Below are 20,512 nucleotides of genomic sequence, written 5' to 3' on the forward strand. Positions count from 1 at the left end.
TGGGTGCCGACAGGCAACTTATAGTTTTCTTGCGTTAATGTTATAAAAGCTAAGAGTTCCTGATTTCCCGATATACGTCTTCTAGAGAAACGTTATGGGTTTTTGCGGCTTTTTTAACATCGTCATATTCTGGTTTCTGATGCTTGATGTTTGAACCTACACTTTCCTTTATCCGAATGTCGCCGTAAGGCGTCGAAACGGTGGAGGATGAGGAGATTAGTTTGGTGCGCTCATAAGATTGATAGCGCATGCCACGTGTCGTTGTGTGGGTAAAAATCAAATCGGTAAAGCGGTCTTTGTCCTTAGGGCTGCAAAGGCAGACGAAAAGAATGCCAGGCCGGTTCTTTTTCATTTGGATGGGTACGGTATATACGTCAAGAGCGCCCTGTTCCATCAGAAGTTCTGTTGCAAATCCGATTGCCTCTCCGGTCATATCATCCAAATTGCAGGAGATTTCCAGAACCTGATCTTTGTTAGCGGAAGGAGTGTTTTCGCCCCAAAAAGCGCGCACACAGTTGAGGGTTTTAAATTCTTTGTGACCCATACCATATCCAATCGCCTGAATATCAAAAACAGGCATAGAACAAAATTCATGCACGAAATGTTTTAAAATTGCGGCGCCGGTAGGGGTACACAGTTCGGAGACAATCTCTCCGCTGTAAGATGGAATCCCTTTTAAAATCTGTGCGGTTGCAGGAGCCGGAACCGGCAATATGCCATGCGCACACTTGACAAAACCACTTCCGACATGGATAGGAGAACAAAGAATTTGTTCCGGTGCAATCAGGTAAATGAGGTAGGAACAGCCTACGATATCAACGAGTGCATCCAGGGTTCCAACTTCGTGAAAGTGAATCTGTTCTATGGTAGTGCCATGAACCGCTGCCTCTGCATCGCCAATCAGCTGGTAGATGGCGGCTGCATTCTCTTTTACAACAGAAGGAAGGTCGAGCGTTTTTATTTTGGCTAAGATATCCGAATAGCTGGCATGGTGATGATGGTGGTGTTCTTTTGTATGTTTTTTCTCAGGAAAATCATAGACCCCTTCTTCTTCGCCATGGATTAACACCTGCATCTGTGTTCCCATGATACCGTTTTTGGATACCTTAAGAGGAGTCAGCTTTACTTCAGGAGAAAACAACTGATTCATGGTGGTAAGAAAGAGTTCTTTCTTTTCGCAGAGCTCAAAGAGAGACGACATTAACATATCACCTGCGGCACCCATATTGCATTCAAAATATAATGTTTTCATTGAGATTATCCTCCTAAACGAAATGTTGGTTTCATTATACAAAATGAATCCGGGGATTGTAAAATAGTTTTTAGTACATTTTGCCAAAAACAGGAAACTAAATTTGGTAATTTAGTTTCTTGTCAAAGAAAAAAGCAGATGTTACAATATAGGAAACTAGAAAACTAAAAACAGTTTCCAAGTGTCCACCGACATGCGGAACTAAGAAAAAAAGGCGGAGATGAGGAATGGTACTGCGAGAAACGATATTAGATGGAACCATGCAGGTGTTCAATCGAAAAGGGTTAAAATTTACAATGGACGATGTTGCAAGTGAATTAGGGATGAGCAAAAAGACAATTTACACCGTCTTTCGGGACAAAGAAACCCTGTTTTTAGAAATGGTTGATTACTGTTTTGACTCTATCAAAGAGAGTGAAAAAAGGGTGCTGGAGGATGAAAGTTTAGACACGGTAGGAAAGATTCGTGCAATCCTTGGCGTTTTGCCGGAAAGTTATCGCGACATTGATTTTCGTCAGTTATATTCGTTAAAAGATAAGTTTCCGAAGATTTATAAGAAAGTGGAAGAACGTTTAGAGACAGGATGGGAGACGACAATCCGTCTGATTGAGGAAGGAATTGAAGAAGGTTCGGTTCGTCCCATTTGCGTTCCGGTTTTAAAAACGATGTTAGAAGCGACGTTAGAGCAGTTTTTCCAGAGAGATGTTTTGATTCAGAATCAGATTTCTTATGGGGAAGCGTTAGATGAGGTTGTGAAAATCTTAGTTGATGGAATTATCATTCATGAAAAGAAATAAGAGGAACATATATGGAAAAACGAATTTACTTAAATGACCATTGGAGATTTTGCGAAACATTCCGGGAAGAAATGTTAAAAAAAGAGTTTGATGCATCACAGCTAGAAGAGGTGCGTCTGCCACACACATGCAAAGAGGTTCCTTATCACTACTTTGATGAACACATCTATCAGATGGTGAGTGGATATGTGCGTACCATAGAGGCGAAAGAAGAATGGAGGGGAAAAGAAATTCTTCTTACGATTGACGGTGCAGCACATTACAGCGAAGTTTTTCTAAACGGAGAAAAAGTCGGGGAACATCATTGCGGGTACACTGCTTTTACGATTCGTCTGACGGAAAAACTGCTTTATGGACAGAAAAATACGCTCGTCGTAAAAGTGGACAGCAGAGAAAACTTAAATATCCCGCCATTTGGATATGTAATTGACTATATGACCTACGGTGGAATTTACCGTGATGTCTATCTGGATATCAAGAATGAAAGTTATCTGTCAGATGTGTTTGTGAAGCCGGAAGTCTTCCTGACAAAAGAAAAAAAGGCAGCAACCGCTAAGGCAAGACTTGCTTCTGAAATCAGCCTGAATCAGATGAAACCACAGTTGTATGCAAGGCAGAGCTTAAGAAAGCGCGGACTACTTGTGCTAGAGCAGCAGGGAGAAAAGGAACCATTTCAACTGCTCGGGGAAGCAGAACTTTGCGAAGGTGGAAATGAACTTTCTTTTGAACTGGATGAGGTCGAACTTTGGAGTACGGATGTACCGGTTTTATATGAACTAAAGACAGAACTTTTAGAAGACGGAACGGTTATCGATGAAAAGGTTGTAAGATTTGGTTTCCGTAAAGCAGAGTTTCGGACAGATGGTTTTTACCTAAACGGAGAAAAATTTAAAATCCGCGGATTGAACCGTCACCAGAGTTATCCATATGTTGGTTATGCAATGCCAGAATCGATGCAGAAATGGGATGCAGATTTGTTAAAAAGAGAGCTTGGTTTAAATGCAGTCCGAACTTCCCATTACCCGCAGTCCCATTATTTTTTGAACCGGTGTGATGAGATTGGACTCTTGGTATTCACAGAGATTCCGGGATGGCAGCATATCGGAGATGCAGCATGGAAAGACCAGGCGGTTGAGAATGTAAAAGATATGGTGCTGCAATACCGCAACCATACCTCGATTATCCTTTGGGGTGTCCGAATCAATGAGTCGCAGGACGATGATGATTTTTACAAGCGGACCAATGAGATGGCACACAGATTAGACGATACCAGACCAACCGGTGGTGTTAGGGCCCACAAAAAGAGCAGCCTGCTAGAAGATGTATATACTTACAATGACTTTGTGCATGCGGGAAATAATATGGGATGTGAGCCAAAGAAAAATGTGACATCCGATATGAGCAAACCATATCTCATCAGTGAGTATAACGGGCATATGTATCCGACCAAGACATTTGACTGGGAAGAACACCGCGTAGAACATGCAATGCGTCATGCAAATGTCTTAAACGCAGTGATGGGCGAAACAGATATCGCGGGAAGTTTTGGCTGGTGTATGTTTGATTACAATACACACAAAGACTTCGGAAGTGGTGACAGAATCTGTTATCACGGTGTCATGGATATGTTCCGGAATCCAAAGCTTGCGGCAATCATTTATCAGTGCCAGCAGGAAAAAGAATCGGTGTTAGAACTTAGTTCCACGATGGATATTGGCGAACATCCGGGATGTAATCGAGGAAGCACTTACATTTTTACCAATGCAGATTCCGTGCGCATGTATAAAAATGACCGCTTTATTAAGGAATATACCAAAGAACATTCTCCATATCCAAACCTTTTGCATGGTCCGATATTGATTGATGACTTTATTGGAAATGCGATTGAAGAAGGGGAGAAGTTCACGAAGAAACAGGCGGAGACTGTGAAAAAGATTATGAATGCCACCGCAAGATATGGGCTTTCAAATCTTCCAAAATCCATCTATCTGATGGGACTTCATCTGATTTTACGTTATCATATGAAACCGACAGAGGCGGTTGTCTTATACAACAAATACATAGGTGACTGGGGAGGAACCTCCACAACTTATCGTTTTGAGGCAATCAAAGATGGAAAAGTGGTCAAAACCATTGTGAAGGAGCCGATGACTTCTTTACAGATTGTAGCGGAGACAGACCATCAGTTTTTGAAAGAAAAAACTTCTTACGATGTTGCGGCAGTCCGAATCAAGGCAGTGGATGAGAACCAGAACCTTTTGAGCTTCTTTGAAGAGCCGGTATGTTTCAAGACGGAAGGCCCGATTGAACTGATTGGCCCGTCTGTTACCACACTCCGGGGCGGCATGGGTGGTACTTATGTCAAGACAACCGGAGAGAGTGGAAAAGCCCGTTTGTTTATAAAAAATGAACAGGCAGAGGAACTCGTCATAGAATTCAACTGCGAATGTAATTAGAAAGGTAATATAGAAAGATGAAAGATAAGTCAAGTATTATTTTTGGAAATAAAATCAGTGATTCTGCATATAAAAAGGCAGTAAAATCCAAAAAGAAATATGCAAAAAAATTTGGAGATGATTCCAATGTAAAATATCCTGCTGTTGTGCAGAAGAATCCATACATTGGAGATTCTTTGGGGGTACAGAATATTCTGGTTGGAGATTTAAAGCAGAACGTTCACTACAATGAGAAAGAGGGAACAACCGATACTTTTGATGTAGAAAAGGGAATTATCGTTGGAAATATCCGCATGGGATTTGGACATTATAGAATCTCTATGGCAATTGCGTCCGCTGCAAAATCCATGGGATATACCCCATATTGGATGGACTTAAATTCCTACAAAGAGACAACCTGTACCAAAGTAATTGGTGCACAGAATGATTTGTACTCGATGGGGTCAAGACTTTCCGGAAAGAGTAAGTTATTCAACAAATTTGTATGGGAGCCAATGAACTATGAAGGATTCCGCAAATTAACCTACAATGCAGCGGACCAGAAAAATGCAGAACTGATGGCACCTGTTTATGCGAATGTACCAAAGGAGATGCCGGTCGTTGCAACTCATGTATGGCCTGCACAGGCAGCAATCCATGCAGGAATGAAATATGTCGTAAATGCAATTCCGGACAACTGGCCAATGGCACTTCATTTTGCAGAGGGAAGCCTTCATACGATTCAGACCCACAATGCATACCAGGGATACCGCATTTTAAATGGAATGCAGGGAAAAGATGTCTTAAAGGCAATGCCAGAAGCAGACCTTGCATACACAGGCCATTATATCGACCATGAATTGGTAAGCAACATTGAAGCAGACTGTGAAGCCAGAATGAGAAGAAAAGCAGAAGGAAAACCGATGCGTTTCTTATTAACCATCGGTGGAGCCGGAGCACAGAAAGAAATTTTTGCAGCGATTATTAAAAATTTACTCCCGGCAATTAAAAGCAAAAAAGCAGCACTATATGTAAACGTTGGTGATTATAAAAATGTCTGGGATGAACTTTTAACAGAGATTCCAGAGATGAAAGCGTTAGCCGCCGAGCATTTTGACTCCTGGAGTGAGACCGAAAAATTTGCGAATGATGCCTTAACAGGTGACGTAGAAGGAATTCACGGATTCTGGCATCAAAATATTTTTGAAGCAGTTTACTGCACCAATCTTTTGATGAGAAGCTGCGACGTATTAGTTACAAAACCAAGTGAACTTGCATTCTATCCTGTGCCAAAACTCTTTATCAAACGAGTTGGCGGACATGAGCAGTGGGGAGCCATTCATTCCGCTGAAATTGGTGATGGAACATTAGAGTGCAGAGACATTCCACATACCTTACAGATGATAGACTTGTTCTTAGAAGATGCGGGTGTTTTAAATGACATGTGCGGATGCATCATGAGCAACAAAAAAGCGGGTATTTACGATGGCGCCTATAAAGTTGTAGAGTTAGCATTTGGTTTAAAAGAAAAATAAAATGAGAAAGCCGTTTTGAGCGGAGGAGAGAAAGATGGAGACAAAGAAAAAATTAAGTGGCAAAGAAAAATTTGCCTACGGTATTGGGGCAGTCGGAAAAGACATGGTATACATGTTATCCGCATCTTACATTACAATTTATTTTGTAGATGTTATGGGAATCAGCGCAGCAGCAATCGCGGTATTGCTTATGGCTGCACGTGTATTTGATGCTTTTAATGACCCGATTATGGGTGTTTTGGTTGCAAAGACAAAGACAAGATGGGGAAAATTCCGTCCTTGGCTTTTGATTGGTACTGTGACAAACGCAGTGATGTTATATTTGATGTTTTCGATTCCACCAACCATGAATGCAAGTGGCATGCTGCTTTATGCATCTGTTACCTATATTTTATGGGGTGTTACCTATACCATGATGGATATTCCGTATTGGTCTATGGTTCCGGCGTTTACAGAGAGTGGAAAAGAGCGTGAGTCTCTTTCTGCATTTGCCCGTTCCTGCGCAGGTGTTGGTAGTGCCTTGATTTCGATTATCACGGTAAAAGTTGTCATTGCACTTGGAACAAAATTAGGTGGTGATACAGAAACAGAAATCAACCGTATCGGATATAGTAAATTTGCATTGATTATTGCAGTACTTTTCGTTGTATTTACTTTAATTACATGTTTATGCATCAAAGAAAAATCATCGGTTGATATGCAGACAGCCTCTGTAAAAGATATGATTAAGGCCTTGGTTTCAAATAGTCAGGCAATGACAGTTGTAGTTGCAATTGTTATGATTAATACAGCACTTTATATCACTCAGACATTGGTTTACTTTTTCTTAAAATATGATTTTAGTCCTGCAAACTACGCAAATGACTTTACGTTATTTAACATTGTTGGTGGTGGGTTCCAGATTTTATCCATGATGATCTTTTTCCCATTACTTCGTAAGGTGATGGATACGTTAAAGATTTTCTACACCTGTTTTTTCATGGCAGTGATTGGCTATGCGATGATTTTAATCGAATCCGTGGCAGGAGCAAATGATATTAAGTTATTGCTGATTCCGGCAGCTATCATTATGTCCGCTGTTGGTATGTTAAATGTTATCATTACCATTTTCCTTGCAAATACAGTAGACTTTGGTGAGTGGAAGAACCATCGCCGTGATGAATCTGTTATCTTTTCCATGCAGACCTTCGTCGTAAAATTAGCATCCGGATTTGCAGCATTTATTTCCAATATGATTCTTGCTATTTTTGCAATCAGCAGCGACAAGGATGCCGTAGTGGTAGAACCGATTTCGGATGTTGCAAGAATGGGACTTCGTGGAAGTATGACGATTATTCCAATGATTGTGCTTTGTATCGGATTTATTGTATTCAAGAAAAAATATATCTTAACAGACGCAAAATTAGAGGAAATTACTGCAGATTTACACAAAAGAAAAGAAGCAGCCACAAAGTAATTGACAAATGAAAAAGAACAAAATAAGATGAAGAAAAAGGGATAGGGACATGTTTGACATGCCCCTATTTCTGCCAAAGAAAGAGAGGCATTACAGACATGATAAAAGTAGAAAATCAGGTATTTTTGTTATCAACCAAACATACGACTTATGCGTTTCGGGTAACGGAAACAAAACATTTGGAACACCTTTATTATGGAAGAAAGATTACCGTGAAAAATCCAGAGGCATTGATCGAAAAACATGCGTTTGCGCCTGGAAATACGAATACTTATGACCAGGAACATATGAATTTTTCCCTGGAGGATATGAGCCTTGAAATGTCGTCCTACGGAAAAGGGGATATCTGGGAACCATTTGTGGAAGTTGTTCACGCGGATGGAAGTTTTTCGTCTGATTTTCTGTTTGAGAAGGCAGAGGTGCTTGATGGAAAAGAAGAGTTTGAGACGCTTCCGGGTTCTTATGGAATCCCGGCATCTAAGGCAGAAGATGAGAATGCAAAAGGTGTTGTGGAACATTTATGTGTGACGTTAAAAGATAAGAATTACGGCTTGAAATTAGAACTGCATTATTATGTTTATGCTGACTGTGATGTGATTTGCAGAAGCAGCAAACTTTTCAATGAGAGTGAGAAAGAAATCCGCGTAAATCGTCTGATGAGCACGCAGCTTGATTTTGATACGGCAGATTTTACCTTTACTTCTTTTAATGGAGCATGGGCGCGTGAGATGAAGCGTACCGATACAAAAGTCCGTGCCGGAAAAGTGGTGAACGCATCCTATACCGGAACATCTTCGAGCCGTGCAAATCCATTTGTCATGTTAAGTAAAGAAGAGACAACCGAAGACTTTGGCGACTGCTATGGGTTAAATTTAATTTACAGCGGAAATCATTACGAGGCTGCACAGGTGACTACTTACGGAAAGACAAGGGTTGTAACGGGAATTAATCCACAGTCATTTACATATGTAGTTGAACCGGGTGAAGTGTTAGAAGCACCTGAGGCTGTTATGGCATATTCAAACGAAGGTTTTAACGGAATGAGCCAGTGTATGCATGCGTTTGTGCGCAACCACATTGTGCGTGGTGAGTGGCAGTATAAAGAGAGACCGGTGTTGTTGAACAGCTGGGAGGCTGCATACTTTGACATCAATGAAAAGAAGCTGTTAAATCTTGCAAAAGCGGGAAAGGAAGTCGGAATCGAACTTTTCGTGATGGATGACGGCTGGTTTGGAGAGCGAAATGATGACAAACATTCACTTGGTGACTGGTATGTAAACAAAAAGAAACTTCCAAATGGCGTGAAGGGACTTTGTGATAAAATTAACGCACTTGGACTTGATTTTGGTATCTGGGTTGAGCCGGAGATGGTGAATGTGAATAGCGAACTTTACCAAAAACATCCAGAGTGGGTACTTGAGATTCCGGGCGTTGCACATTCCGAGGGAAGAAACCAGCGAATTCTGGACCTGACCAATCCAGAGGTTCAGGATTTTATCATTGCTTCCATGAGCGAGGTGTTTTCCTCTGCCAATATTGCATATGTGAAATGGGATATGAACCGCACTTTCACGGATTATTTTTCCAAGAGTCTGCCGGCAGACAGACAGGGAGAGGTTGCACACCGCTATGTGATTGGGTTATATCGCACCATGAAAGTGTTGACCGAGAAGTTTCCGCACATTTTATTTGAAGGATGCTGTGCAGGAGGAAACCGTTTCGACCTTGGTATCATGAGCTACTTTCCACAGATTTGGGCAAGTGATGATACCGACGCTGTTTGCAGAGCGCTAATACAGACCGGATGCAGTTACGGATATCCGATGTCAGTTGTGGGCGCACATGTTTCTTCCTGCCCAAATCATCAGACACTTCGCACTACACCGATTGAGACAAGATTCCATGTGGCAAGTTTTGGTGTATGTGGCTATGAATGTAATCTTTGCGATATGAAGAGTGAAGATGTTGCTGCGATTAAGGCACAGATTGAACTTTACAAAAAGTGGAGAAGTGTGTTGCAGTTCGGTTCTTTTTATCGTGGAAGAAGTTTTTATACAGGAGATCAGGTCAGCCATATAGATGGTTCTGCCGGCAACATAACAGAGTGGACCTGCGTTGCACCAGATAAGAGTAAGGCAGTTGGAATGCTGATGCAAAAGTTAGTTGAGCCTAACACGATGTATGCGTACTATAAAGCAAAAGGGTTAGATCCAGAGAAAGAATATCATTTCTATAATCGTATTTTAAAATATAGCGTGAAAAACTTTGGTGACCTTGTAAATACCGCAGCACCAATTCACGTGAAACCGGATTCCCTGCTTCACAATGTGATTGCAAAATTTGTTAAAATGGATGGCGAGACAGAAGACTGTGATGTTTACGGAGATACCCTGATGTATCATGGTGTGAAATTAAAACAGGCGTTTGCTGCAACCGGATACAATGAAGAGACCAGATATTTCCCGGATTTCGGCTCAAGAATGTATTTTATGGAAGAAAAATAAAAAATTTATAGGGTGTCGCTTGCGTATGCTTTGCAGTTTTTATATAATGACTGCAAAGCATATTTTCTTTTTTGCAAATCCCCACTATATGCCTTCTAAGAAAATTTTGAAACATGCGGAGGCAGTTTTAAAGTTATTAGAAGTATTTACAGGTGATGAACGGTATCGTGCAATTGAAGAAGAAATAATCGAGCGAGTGGAAGAGGGAGGTGAATCATCAATGTGTGAATTTGCAGAACGTATGGAAAAACGTGGAATAGAGCAGGGAATAGAACAAGGAAAAGAACAAGGAAAAGAACAAGGAATAGAGCGTGGGATAGAGGCATTCATTCTGGATAACCTTGAGGAGCAGAAATCCAGGGAACAAATTCTAGAAAAGTTGAAAAAGAGATTTCAGTTAACAGAGGATCAGGCGAATATGTATTTGGAGCGTTATGCTGGAAAATAAGGCAGGATTCTTTTTTTATAAAATCTTAAAATTTGGAATGTATATTGTTCCTTCCGCATTCGGATGATATAATAATCTTGGGAGAGTGGAAGGAGCCTGAATGGCAAAAAAATATGAGTAGTTGAATTTTACAGACGATTTCATGTTTTGTAAAGTTCTGACGAACAATCCACAGTTGTGTCACGAATTACTGGAACTTATAATCGGAAAGAAGGTTGGAAAGTTTCTAACTTTGGATAAACAAAAACCGATTGAGATTACAGCAGATGGAAAAGGAATTCGATTCGACGTGTATAGCGAGGATGACCAAAATGTTGTTTATGACTGTGAGATGCAGGCGGCAGACAATACGAATCTGCCGAAAAGAACGAGATATTATCAAGGAATGGTAGATTTGAATCTGATTGAGCGTGGGGCGGATTACAGTGAACTAAAAAAGAGCTATCTTATTTTCATTTGTCCATTTGATGCGTTTGGACAGGGATTGCACAAGTACACATTTAAAAATTATTGTGAAGAGTTGCTAAAGCTTGCATTAGGGGATGAATCCATAAAAATTTTTCTGTGTGCAGAAGGAAATACAGATGATGTTTCCTTAGAAATGAGAGAATTTTTGAATTGGATGACAAGTGGACAAACGGGAAGCAGTAATCTTGTTAAGAATCTGGAGCGGGCGGTACAAAAAGCCAGAAATCATGAGGAATGGAGGACTGAGTATATGACATTACTTATGAGAGACAATAAAATGCGGGAAGAAGGTCGAGAGAAAGAAATTTTCCTAAGTGTACAGGAAGGAGACTATGGAACAAAGCGAGGCGCAGAAAAGATGGGAATTACGGAGAAAGAATTCGTTAAACGGATGGAAGCAGCCGGATATAAAATTACAGAGAAGATATAGATAAGAGTTGAAATGTGCTGATACACTCAGACTAAAACAAGTGATTTTTCTTAGAAAAATCACTTGTTTTATGTTACAATAAAATTTGTCTGTGTAACTTCAGACAAAAAATAAGAAAGGTTTTCAACACTAAGATGAATCAGAAAAAATGGAAAAAACAGATTGCATTGCTGCTTTGTGTGACGGCACTTTTTTTCACAGGATGCACAGAAAGCAGCCAGGAGCAGAGCAATCAAAATATATCAGGTACAGAGAAGGATACAGAGGCTGTACAGCAAGCGGATATCATGCAACAGGAAGAGACAAATCAACAGGAGATGTCAAGCCAGCAGGGAACAGAGGTATCAAATCAGACAGAGGGAGATTTGACGGTAACATTTCTTGATGTAGGACAGGGAAATGCGGTATTGGTTCAAAGTGATGGACTTGCCATGCTTATAGATGGCGGAGACAGGGATAAATCATCTTATGTGGTTCGTTATTTAAAGGAACAGGGAATTGACGAGCTTGCCTATGTGATTTCATCGCATTATGATGCAGATCATCTGAATGGTGTGATAGGAGCACTGAATGTCTTTACCTGTGATGAAGTATTGTCCGCAGATTATAAGACGGATACCAAAGTGTATGATTCCTTTTGGAATACAGTATCTGAAAAAGAGATACCTCAGATTTTCCCTAAAATAGGAGAAAATTATGAGTTTGGAGATGCTTATTTTACTATCGTGTGTCCGGATAAATACGGATATTCGGAGGATAATGACAATTCGATTGGAATTCGTCTTGTATATGGAGAAAATAGTTTCCTGATTTTAGGAGATGCAAGCAGTGAGATGGAACAGGTGATGATAAACAGTGGAGAAAATCTTGCTTCGGATGTTTATCTGGCAAGTCATCATGGAAGTGACACGGCTTCGTCATCGGCATTTTTAGAAAAAGTTTCGCCGCAGGTAATTGTCATTAGTTGTGGAGAGGGCAATTCGTATGGACATCCGGCAAAAGAAACAATGGAGCGGATTCAAAATACAGGTGCCAGTTTGTACAGGACGGATATTCAAGGAAACATTATTGTAACAAGCGACGGAACAAACTTAACCTGGAATGTGGAGCCATGCCAGGACTATCGAAGTGGGGATGAAATCCAGGCTGTTGCCTTAAAACAAAATCAAAATCAGGAAGAGACACAACAAGAAGAAACATATGTGCTAAACCAGAACACCAAGAAATTTCATCGACCGGATTGCAAAAGTGTTTCCACAATAAAAGAAGAGAATAAGGCAAACTTTACGGGGAGCAGACAGGAACTTCTTAATGCCGGATATTCGCCGTGTAAGAATTGTAATCCATAAAATTAAAACAAGATTTAATAAAGACACAAAGCACAGCCTTGCACAGAAAAAGTGGGAGGGTGTAGAATAGAAAAAGAAATAGAAAAAGAGGAGAGACGGCCATGATACGTTTTGACAGTGATTATACAGAAGGATGTCATCCTTCTATTTTGAAAAGATTAGAAGAGACAAATATGGTTCAGACACCAGGATATGGAGAAGATGAATACTGCAAGAGGGCAGCTGCATTGATTAAGCAGGCGGCGGGTGCCCCAGAGGCAGATGTGCATTTTCTGGTGGGCGGAACACAGACGAATGTAACGGTCATTTCCGCTGCATTAAAGCACTATCAGGGAGCAATTACAGCGACAACCGGACACATCAATGTGCATGAGACAGGTGCTCTAGAAGCGTGTGGTCATAAGTGCCTGAACCTGGATACTCCAGATGGAAAACTGACCGCAAAGCAGGTAGAAGATTATGTAGAAGCACATTTTGCAGATGAGAGTTTTGAACATATGGTACAGCCAAAACTTGTGTACATTTCAAATCCGACAGAAATTGGTACCATTTATTCCAAGGAAGAATTAAAAGCACTTTACGATGTCTGCAGAAAAAGAAATCTGTATCTTTTCTTAGATGGAGCCAGATTAGGTTATGCTTTGATGTGCAAAGAAAACGACATGACATTATCGGATATCGCAAAATATACAGATGTATTCTACATCGGTGGAACAAAGGTGGGAGCGTTATTTGGAGAGGCTGTCGTCATCACCAATGACGAGTTGAAACAGGATTTCCGTTATAATATCAAACAGCGAGGAGGCATGCTGGCAAAAGGACGTCTTCTTGGAATTCAGTTTGAAATGCTGTTTGAGGAAAATCGATACTTCGAGATTTCCGCACATGCAGCACGCATGGTAGAAAAATTAAAAGAAGATTTAACAAATATGGGCGTAACATTTTACATTGATTCGCCGACCAATCAGCAGTTCCCGATTTTGCCGGATACTGTTTTGGAAGAATTGAAAAAGAAATACAGTTTTTCTTATTGGAATCGCATGGATGAAAAACACAGTGCGGTTCGAATTTGTACATCCTGGGCAACGAAAGAAGAAAATGTGGATGAACTACTTGCAGATGTCCGTAAACTGTTAAAGGCATAAGAAGGATGGATTTGTCAAAAAAATACATACGTGAAAAAGTTTGAAAAAGAAGAAAGAGGACTGATATGAAAAAAGTATTGTTGATTGCAACGGGTGGGACGATTGCATCTAAAAAATCGGACAATGGTTTAAAACCACAGATTACGCCGGAAGAGCTGCTAGAATATATTCCGCAGGTAAAAAATATCTGCGAAGTAAATGCAATCCAGTTACTGAATCTTGACAGCTCCAACATGGAGCCGTCTCATTGGAAAATGATGGTGCATTGTATTCGTGAAAATTATGACAAATACGATGGATTTGTCATTGCACACGGAACCGATACGATGGCATACACTGCGGCAGCACTTTCTTATATGATTCAAAATTCCACAAAGCCGATTGTCATTACCGGAGCACAAAAGCCGATTGATTTGGAAATCACGGATGCAAAATCGAATCTGTTGGACAGTTTTTTGTACGCATCCGATGAAAAGTCACAGGGCGTATCCATTGTATTTGATGGAAAGGTCATTGCAGGAACAAGAGCCAAAAAAGTGCGTTCAAAAAGCTACAATGCATTTTCTTCCATCGATTTTCCATGTCTGGCAGTGATTCAGGATTTAAACATTATGCGTTATATTCCGATGCTTCCGTTTGAAAAGCCGGTTGAGTTTTATGAGAATATGGACGAAAATATTTTCCTGATGAAGTTGATTCCTGGAATTAAACCGCTTGTCTTAGAGGCAATTTTTGAACACTATGACTGCATCATTGTAGAAAGTTTTGGCGTTGGCGGAATCCCGCAGTCACTTGCAAAAGATTTTTATAAGCTATGTCAGGAGCATCCGGAAAAGCTTGTTATTATGGCGACACAGGTTGCGCACGAAGGCAGCGATATGACAGTTTATGAGGTGGGGCATGATATGAAAAAATACTGCCGTTTCTTAGAATCCTACGATATGACATTAGAGTCTGTCATTGCAAAAACAATGTGGCTTCTTGGAAATACAGATGTTACCAAAGAAAACATCGAAGATGTCTTTTACAAAAGTGTCAATTATGACGTTATTTTTGGAAAAAACCGCAAATGTTAACTGTGATAAAATAAAAGGTTGACAATTGAGAGCGAGTTGCTTATGATAAAACTTGTGAGACGTGTGGTTATGAGTGCGCAGCATATCCATAAGGGCAGGATTGCCTGTCTCCTATATTTTACGACAGAAAAAGGATGGGTTTTATCATGAAAGTTTCAACAAAGACAATTGTGACAGTAGGGATGTTTACAGCAGTGTTAGCAGTATTGTCAATTCTGACAATTCCGATGCCAAGTGGTGTTCCGGTAACATTGCAGACTTTTGCAATGGCATTATGCGGCTATGTATTAGGTGCAAAAAAAGGTACGCTTTCCACCGTATTATATGTTGTAATCGGTGCAATCGGTGTTCCGGTTTACGCTGGCATGTCAGGCGGAGTCGGTGCCTTGTTTGGCTACACAGGCGGTTTTATATTTGGATTTATTTTTATGACACTGTTATGCGGATTAGGTCTTAGCATGAAAAATAAGGTGCTCCAGGTGGTATTTGGTCTGTTAGGATTGGTGGTATGCCATTTGTTCGGTGTTATCTGGTTCTCCGTTGTTGCAGCAAGTACATTTGTAAATTCATTTTTGGTGGTATCAGTTCCATATCTGTTAAAAGATGTGACTTCGGTTGTCGCAGCTTATTTTGTTGCAATCGCAATTCGTAAAGCATTATATGCATCAAAATTAATGGAAGCAAAAGCATAAAAAATGCTTCGCAAGGATCGCACTGCGGCGGAGTTGAACAATGTCGCAAATGCGATCCGCCGCAGGCGGAGAATCCCGCAAGCAGGATTCTTTTTGCTTTGATTTTGAATGTGTTGGAAAGGTATGGGTATCAGGATGAATGAATTTCGGGTGCATCACATTTTGTGTACCCCTTTATATGAAGGAAAAGGGTATAGTGGCGCCTTTTGCGAAAACATGACAAGAATCGTAGAAAAGCTACGTGCCTGTCCGAGCCAGCCGGTTTATCTTGTGTCACATCCGGATATGATTTGTAAAAATTGTCCGAATCTGACGCAGGAGGGAAGATGCAGGCAGGATCAGGACCATGTGGTGGCAAAGGATGAGGCACTGCGTGAAGTGTTACAGCTAGAGAGTGGAAAATGTTATACCTATCGGGAATTGCTTGAAAGTGCACAATGTTATGTCACAGAGCAGGAGTTTGAAAAGACCTGCCACAATTGCAAGTGGTATCAGACGGGAATCTGTACTTATGAAAAATTGCAGGAAGGGCTTGAAAGGAGCCTTCTTGGAGTCAAAGAAGCGATTTTATGATTGTGATTCGAAAAGGCAGATATTAAAAAATCCAACTTTGTTTTTATTTCGATTTAAGAAGAAATAAATGCAAGGTTGGATTTTTTGTTGCCCTATATAAAACTACAACTGTAATTAAATACCAAAACGCCTTTAATGAGTCTTGCGGTTAATGTAGTTTGTTTTATATTTCGAATAAATAATTTTCTGGCTGCTGTAAAGTCCATAATATCCCGACAGCATATAGCTAAAGGAGATTGCTAAAAGAAAATAAGGCATTCCGTCATAGCCGAATAATTCAAAGCTGATAAGCAATGAGGTGATCGGACAGTTTGTGACGCCACAGAAAACGGCAGTCATACCGACAGCGGTACAAAGTGTCGGTGAGAAACCAAGCAGATTTCCAAAAAGACAGCCAAAAGCAGCGCCAATAAAGAAAGATGGGACAATTTCGCCACCTTTATATCCGGCACCAAGGGTAAGGGCAGTAAACAGCATTTTTAGGAAAAAAGCTTCCGGCCGGACACTTCCGTCAATGCACTGCGCGATAATGTTGATTCCGGTACCGTTGTAGCTTTGGTTGCCAACAAGCAGTGTCAAAATAATGATAAGGCATCCACCGACAATAACGCGAAGATATGGATTCGGGAAAAACCGTTTGTAAAAATGTTCAGACTGATGGAGCATCATGCAAAAAAGAATGCTGATTACGGCACATAAAATCGCCAAAAAAGAAATTTTTATGGCATTTACCGGATTGAATGCAGGAATGACGTCAATCAAAAAAAGTTCCGGGGAGATGCCAAATGAGGAGGCAATTCCGTGTGCAATCAAAGCGGAGATGACACATGGAACCAAAGCAGCATAATACATAATGCCGACGCTTACCACTTCCATGGAAAAGATGGCGGCTGCCATCGGTGTGCCAAACAGCGCGGAAAACGCTGCACTCATGCCGCACATAATCATGATGTGTTTGTCTTTTTCATCAAAGCGGAACAGCTTTCCAAGGGCATTTCCAATACTTCCACCAAGCTGGAGAGCGGCTCCCTCACGTCCGGCAGAACCACCGAACAGGTGCGTGATTAAGGTTGAGATATAAATCAAAGGTGCCATGCGAAGCGGCAGATTTTCGTCCGAGTGAATCGCGGAGAGAACCAGGTTGGTTCCGGTATCTTTTTCATCATGAAGCAGCCGGTAAAAGGCGACAATCATGATACCTCCGATTGGAAGCAAAAAGATGAGCCACGGATTTTTCTGGCGAAGCAGCGTGACAAAGGACATCGAAAAATAAAAAGATGTTCCAACCGCACCCACGATAAGTCCGGATAAGATGGAAAAAACAACCCATTTGACAGAGGTTTGTAATCGATGCCAGTTATGTTTTAGTTTATGCTTTTGTGTCTCGTTTAACATGAGAAAAGTACCTTTCTTTCTAATAAAAGTTATCGAAGTGATGCCTTGTATACAGTATCTACAAAAATAGTAACATCTTGTTTCTACTTTTACAAGGGATGCTTTGGCAGGAGTTCTCGGTAATTTGCATAAAAACCAAAAGATAAAATTGTGAGAAAGTCCAAAAATACAAGCAGAATCTTGCGAAAATGAAAAAAGGAGAGTAAGATAAAATCATGTCTGGTAACGTTACCGAAAACGTTTTTACCATTTTCAGAGAACATTTTGAAAAATTTACGAAAAAAAACGAAAAAATAGTAGACAGGAAAGAAAAATATGGTTACGATAAAAGACATAGCCAGGGAATCGGGTTATTCCGTAAGTACAGTTTCCCGTGTGCTGAATCACCGGAGTGATGTCAGTCCGGATGCAAAACAAAAAATCGAAGAGATTGTAGAAAAATATCACTTTGTGCCAAACAACAATGCCAAGCATTTGAAACAAAATGCGACGCAGACGATTGCTGTTTTGACAAAGGGAACGTCAAACACGCTGTTTGCCAATATTTTAGAAGAGATTCAAAGAATTATGGAGAAGAGCAGCTATTCAGTTGTGGTTTCTTATCTGGATGAAGAGGCGAACGAAGTGGAACAGGCGGTGCAGATTTTAAAAGAACGAAAACCGATGGGAATTCTGTTTTTAGGTGGAAATCCGGATTTTTTCAAAGAAGGATTTGCAAAGATTGATATTCCATGCGTTCTGGTGACGACCTGTGTCCCTTTTTTACAATTTCCGAATTTATCAAGCGTTGGAATCGACGATGTCGCAGCGGCAAAATGCGCAGTGGATGCATTGATGGAGGCTGGACATGAGAAGGTTGGAATTATCGGTGGTGACATTCATAATTCCTATACGTCACAGCTTCGTTATCAGGGGTGCAGACAAAGCTTTTTGGAACACCATCATACGTTTGAGGAAGCATATTATTCTAAGGCAAGATTTTCGTTTGAGGATGCATACCGTGCGACAAAGCGGTTGATGAAGCAGTCACCGGATCTGACGGCAATTTTTGCAATGTCAGATGTGATGGCGATAGGAGCAATACGGGCATTGATTGACTTGAACTATAAAGTCCCGGGTGATCTATCAGTTATTGGGTTTGATGGAACAGCATTAGCGGAATATTACAATCCGAAGTTAGCAACAATCAAGCAGCAATACCAGACACTTGCGATGAGAAGCGTGGAACTTTTGTTCGGACAGTTAGAATTAAAACGGAGTCCGGTACATGAGATGGTTCCATTTGAATTTGTAAGTGGTGAAAGTATACGAAACATATAGAATAAGAGTAGGAGGAACTTCGTTATGAGAAGTAGTGGTGTTTTAATGCACATTTCATCTTTGCCATCTCCTTATGGAATTGGTACGATGGGAAAAGAAGCAAGAAAATTTGTTGACTTTTTGGAAAAGGGAGGTCAGAAATACTGGCAGATTCTCCCAATCTGTCCGACAAGTTATGGAGATTCTCCATACCAGTCATTTTCCAGTTTCGCAGGAAATCCATATTTTATTGACTTAGAGTATCTTTGCAAGGACAAATTGCTTACCAAGAAAGAATGTGAGTCCTTCGACTGGGGCGGAAGTGTCCGTTATGTAGATTATGGTACCATGTATGAATCCAGATATGCATTATTAAAGAAAGCATATGCAAGATTTTTGAAAAATGAACCGGCAGATTTTGCAGAGTTTTGTAAAAAAGAAGCGGACTGGTTAGAAGATTACGCATTGTTTATGGCACTCAAGGATGCAAACGATGGTGTTGCATGGTTTGAGTGGGATGAGAAGTTAAAACTTCGCGATGCAAAAGCAATCGAAGAAGCAAGAAAAGAATATGCAGAGGATATTAATTTCTATCGCATGCTTCAGTATTTCTTCTTCAAACAGTGGTGGGATTTAAAAGAGTATGCAAATGAGCGCGGAATCGAAATCATCGGTGATGTTCCAATTTACGTTGCCGGAGACAGCGCAGATGTATGGGCAAATCCAAAACAGTTCTATTTAGATGAAGAGTTAAATCCAATCGATGTTGCAGGATGCCCTCCAGATGCATTTTCTGAGGACGGTCAGCTTTGGGGCAACCCATTATTCCGCTGGGATGTCATGAAAAAAGATGGCTATACCTGGTGGACAAAGCGTATCGGCGCAATGTCAAAACTTTACGATATCGTCCGTATCGACCATTTCCGTGGATTTGATTCTTACTATGCAATTCCAGCAAAAGATGATACCGCAAAAAATGGTGAGTGGAGAAAAGGTCCTGGAATGGATTTGTTCAACACCTTAGAGAAAAAACTTGGAAAATTATCCATTATCGTAGAAGACTTGGGATTCTTGACACCATCCGTTATCAAATTAGTAGAAGATTCCGGATTCCCAGGTATGCGTGTGGTACAGTTTGCGTTTGACAGCAGAGATGACAGCAATTATCTGCCACATAACTACTGTGAGCACAGTGTTGTATACACAGGAACACATGATAACGACACCATTATGGGATGGTTTAAGACAGCTCCAAAGGCAAGTGTCAAATTTGCAAAAGAGTACTTAAATCTGACCAAAGAAGAAGGCTACAACTGGGGTATGATGCGTGGCGCATGGTCAAGTGTCAGCGAACTTGCCATCGTTCCAATGCAGGATTTAATTGGAGCTGGCTCTGAGGCGCGTATGAACACACCTTCTACCTTAGGAAATAACTGGAAATGGCGTGCAACATCCGACCAGATTACCAATGCCCTTGCAAAACGTCTCGACAAATATATGCAGATGTATGGCCGTTCTTACCATTTGAAAGACGAAAAAGCAAAAGAAGCTGCCACAAAAGAGGCAGAAACCAAATAAATTGAATTAAGCATACATAATGAGTACCTCATTCTCATATAGATAGAACAAACAGGAATCAGGATGACAGCTGATACATA

The 20,512-nt window shown here is 40.7% G+C and carries 16 protein-coding genes; 14 read left to right on the forward strand and 2 right to left on the reverse strand.

All coding sequences use genetic code 11. The features are described from left to right. Positions 1-49: 49 nt before the first annotated feature. A complete protein-coding gene (gene larC, locus BIV16_RS04125) occupies positions 50-1,252 on the reverse strand; it encodes a nickel pincer cofactor biosynthesis protein LarC (RefSeq protein ID WP_075679218.1) in 1,203 nt (400 codons plus the stop codon). A 227-nt stretch (positions 1,253-1,479) separates the two neighbouring features. Between larC and BIV16_RS04130 the strand changes: the two genes are divergently transcribed. The 12 genes from BIV16_RS04130 to BIV16_RS04185 all read left to right on the forward strand — a co-directional run bounded on the left by BIV16_RS04130 (position 1,480) and on the right by BIV16_RS04185 (position 16,160). Then, on the forward strand, positions 1,480-2,049 hold the full coding sequence (locus BIV16_RS04130) for a TetR/AcrR family transcriptional regulator (RefSeq protein ID WP_075679217.1): 570 nt from the start codon (positions 1,480-1,482) through the stop codon (positions 2,047-2,049). Positions 2,050-2,060: 11 nt separating this feature from the next. Next, positions 2,061-4,505 carry a glycoside hydrolase family 2 protein gene (locus BIV16_RS04135; RefSeq protein WP_075679216.1) on the forward strand — a complete coding sequence of 815 codons (2,445 nt, stop codon included), beginning with the start codon at positions 2,061-2,063 and terminating at the stop codon, positions 4,503-4,505. Positions 4,506-4,522: 17 nt separating this feature from the next. Then, complete coding sequence (locus BIV16_RS04140; protein WP_075679215.1) at positions 4,523-6,019, forward strand: DUF6937 domain-containing protein; 1,497 nt, start codon at positions 4,523-4,525, stop codon at positions 6,017-6,019. 34 nt (positions 6,020-6,053) lie between these two features. Further along, positions 6,054-7,475 carry an MFS transporter gene (locus BIV16_RS04145; protein WP_075679214.1) on the forward strand — a complete coding sequence of 474 codons (1,422 nt, stop codon included), beginning with the start codon at positions 6,054-6,056 and terminating at the stop codon, positions 7,473-7,475. 98 nt (positions 7,476-7,573) lie between these two features. Then, a complete protein-coding gene (locus BIV16_RS04150) occupies positions 7,574-9,979 on the forward strand; it encodes an alpha-galactosidase (RefSeq protein WP_075679213.1) in 2,406 nt (801 codons plus the stop codon). A 46-nt stretch (positions 9,980-10,025) separates the two neighbouring features. Beyond that, positions 10,026-10,427 (forward strand): hypothetical protein, encoded by a 402-nt coding sequence (locus tag BIV16_RS04155; RefSeq protein ID WP_143524691.1) that lies wholly within the window; start codon positions 10,026-10,028, stop codon positions 10,425-10,427. A gap of 142 nt (positions 10,428-10,569) precedes the next feature. Continuing rightward, positions 10,570-11,325: an Rpn family recombination-promoting nuclease/putative transposase gene (locus BIV16_RS04160; RefSeq protein ID WP_143524690.1), complete on the forward strand. Its 756-nt coding sequence runs from the start codon at positions 10,570-10,572 to the stop codon at positions 11,323-11,325. 134 nt (positions 11,326-11,459) lie between these two features. Continuing rightward, complete coding sequence (locus BIV16_RS04165) at positions 11,460-12,674, forward strand: MBL fold metallo-hydrolase (RefSeq protein WP_075679211.1); 1,215 nt, start codon at positions 11,460-11,462, stop codon at positions 12,672-12,674. A 101-nt stretch (positions 12,675-12,775) separates the two neighbouring features. Continuing rightward, a complete protein-coding gene (locus BIV16_RS04170) occupies positions 12,776-13,819 on the forward strand; it encodes a threonine aldolase family protein (RefSeq protein ID WP_075679210.1) in 1,044 nt (347 codons plus the stop codon). A 65-nt stretch (positions 13,820-13,884) separates the two neighbouring features. Further along, complete coding sequence (locus BIV16_RS04175) at positions 13,885-14,895, forward strand: asparaginase (protein ID WP_075679209.1); 1,011 nt, start codon at positions 13,885-13,887, stop codon at positions 14,893-14,895. A gap of 146 nt (positions 14,896-15,041) precedes the next feature. Then, entirely contained in the window at positions 15,042-15,587 is a 546-nt protein-coding gene (locus tag BIV16_RS04180; RefSeq protein WP_075679208.1) for a biotin transporter BioY, read from the forward strand. A gap of 123 nt (positions 15,588-15,710) precedes the next feature. Further along, positions 15,711-16,160 (forward strand): DUF1284 domain-containing protein, encoded by a 450-nt coding sequence (locus tag BIV16_RS04185; RefSeq protein WP_242940305.1) that lies wholly within the window; start codon positions 15,711-15,713, stop codon positions 16,158-16,160. A 132-nt stretch (positions 16,161-16,292) separates the two neighbouring features. Here the strand turns inward: BIV16_RS04185 and BIV16_RS04190 are convergent, their stop codons facing one another. Further along, positions 16,293-17,555, reverse strand: coding sequence for a chloride channel protein (locus BIV16_RS04190; RefSeq protein WP_075679206.1), 1,263 nt, complete (start codon positions 17,553-17,555; stop codon positions 16,293-16,295). A 315-nt stretch (positions 17,556-17,870) separates the two neighbouring features. Here BIV16_RS04190 and BIV16_RS04195 point away from each other — a divergent pair, with 315 nt between their 5' ends. Both BIV16_RS04195 and malQ read left to right on the forward strand, forming a co-directional pair. Next, positions 17,871-18,875 carry a LacI family DNA-binding transcriptional regulator gene (locus BIV16_RS04195; protein WP_075679205.1) on the forward strand — a complete coding sequence of 335 codons (1,005 nt, stop codon included), beginning with the start codon at positions 17,871-17,873 and terminating at the stop codon, positions 18,873-18,875. Between the two features lie 24 nt (positions 18,876-18,899). Continuing rightward, a complete protein-coding gene (gene malQ, locus BIV16_RS04200) occupies positions 18,900-20,432 on the forward strand; it encodes a 4-alpha-glucanotransferase (RefSeq protein WP_075679204.1) in 1,533 nt (510 codons plus the stop codon). The last annotated feature ends 80 nt before the right edge of the window (positions 20,433-20,512 follow it).

It is taken from the genome of Roseburia sp. 831b (assembly GCF_001940165.2).
Taxonomy (GTDB): domain Bacteria; phylum Bacillota; class Clostridia; order Lachnospirales; family Lachnospiraceae; genus Roseburia.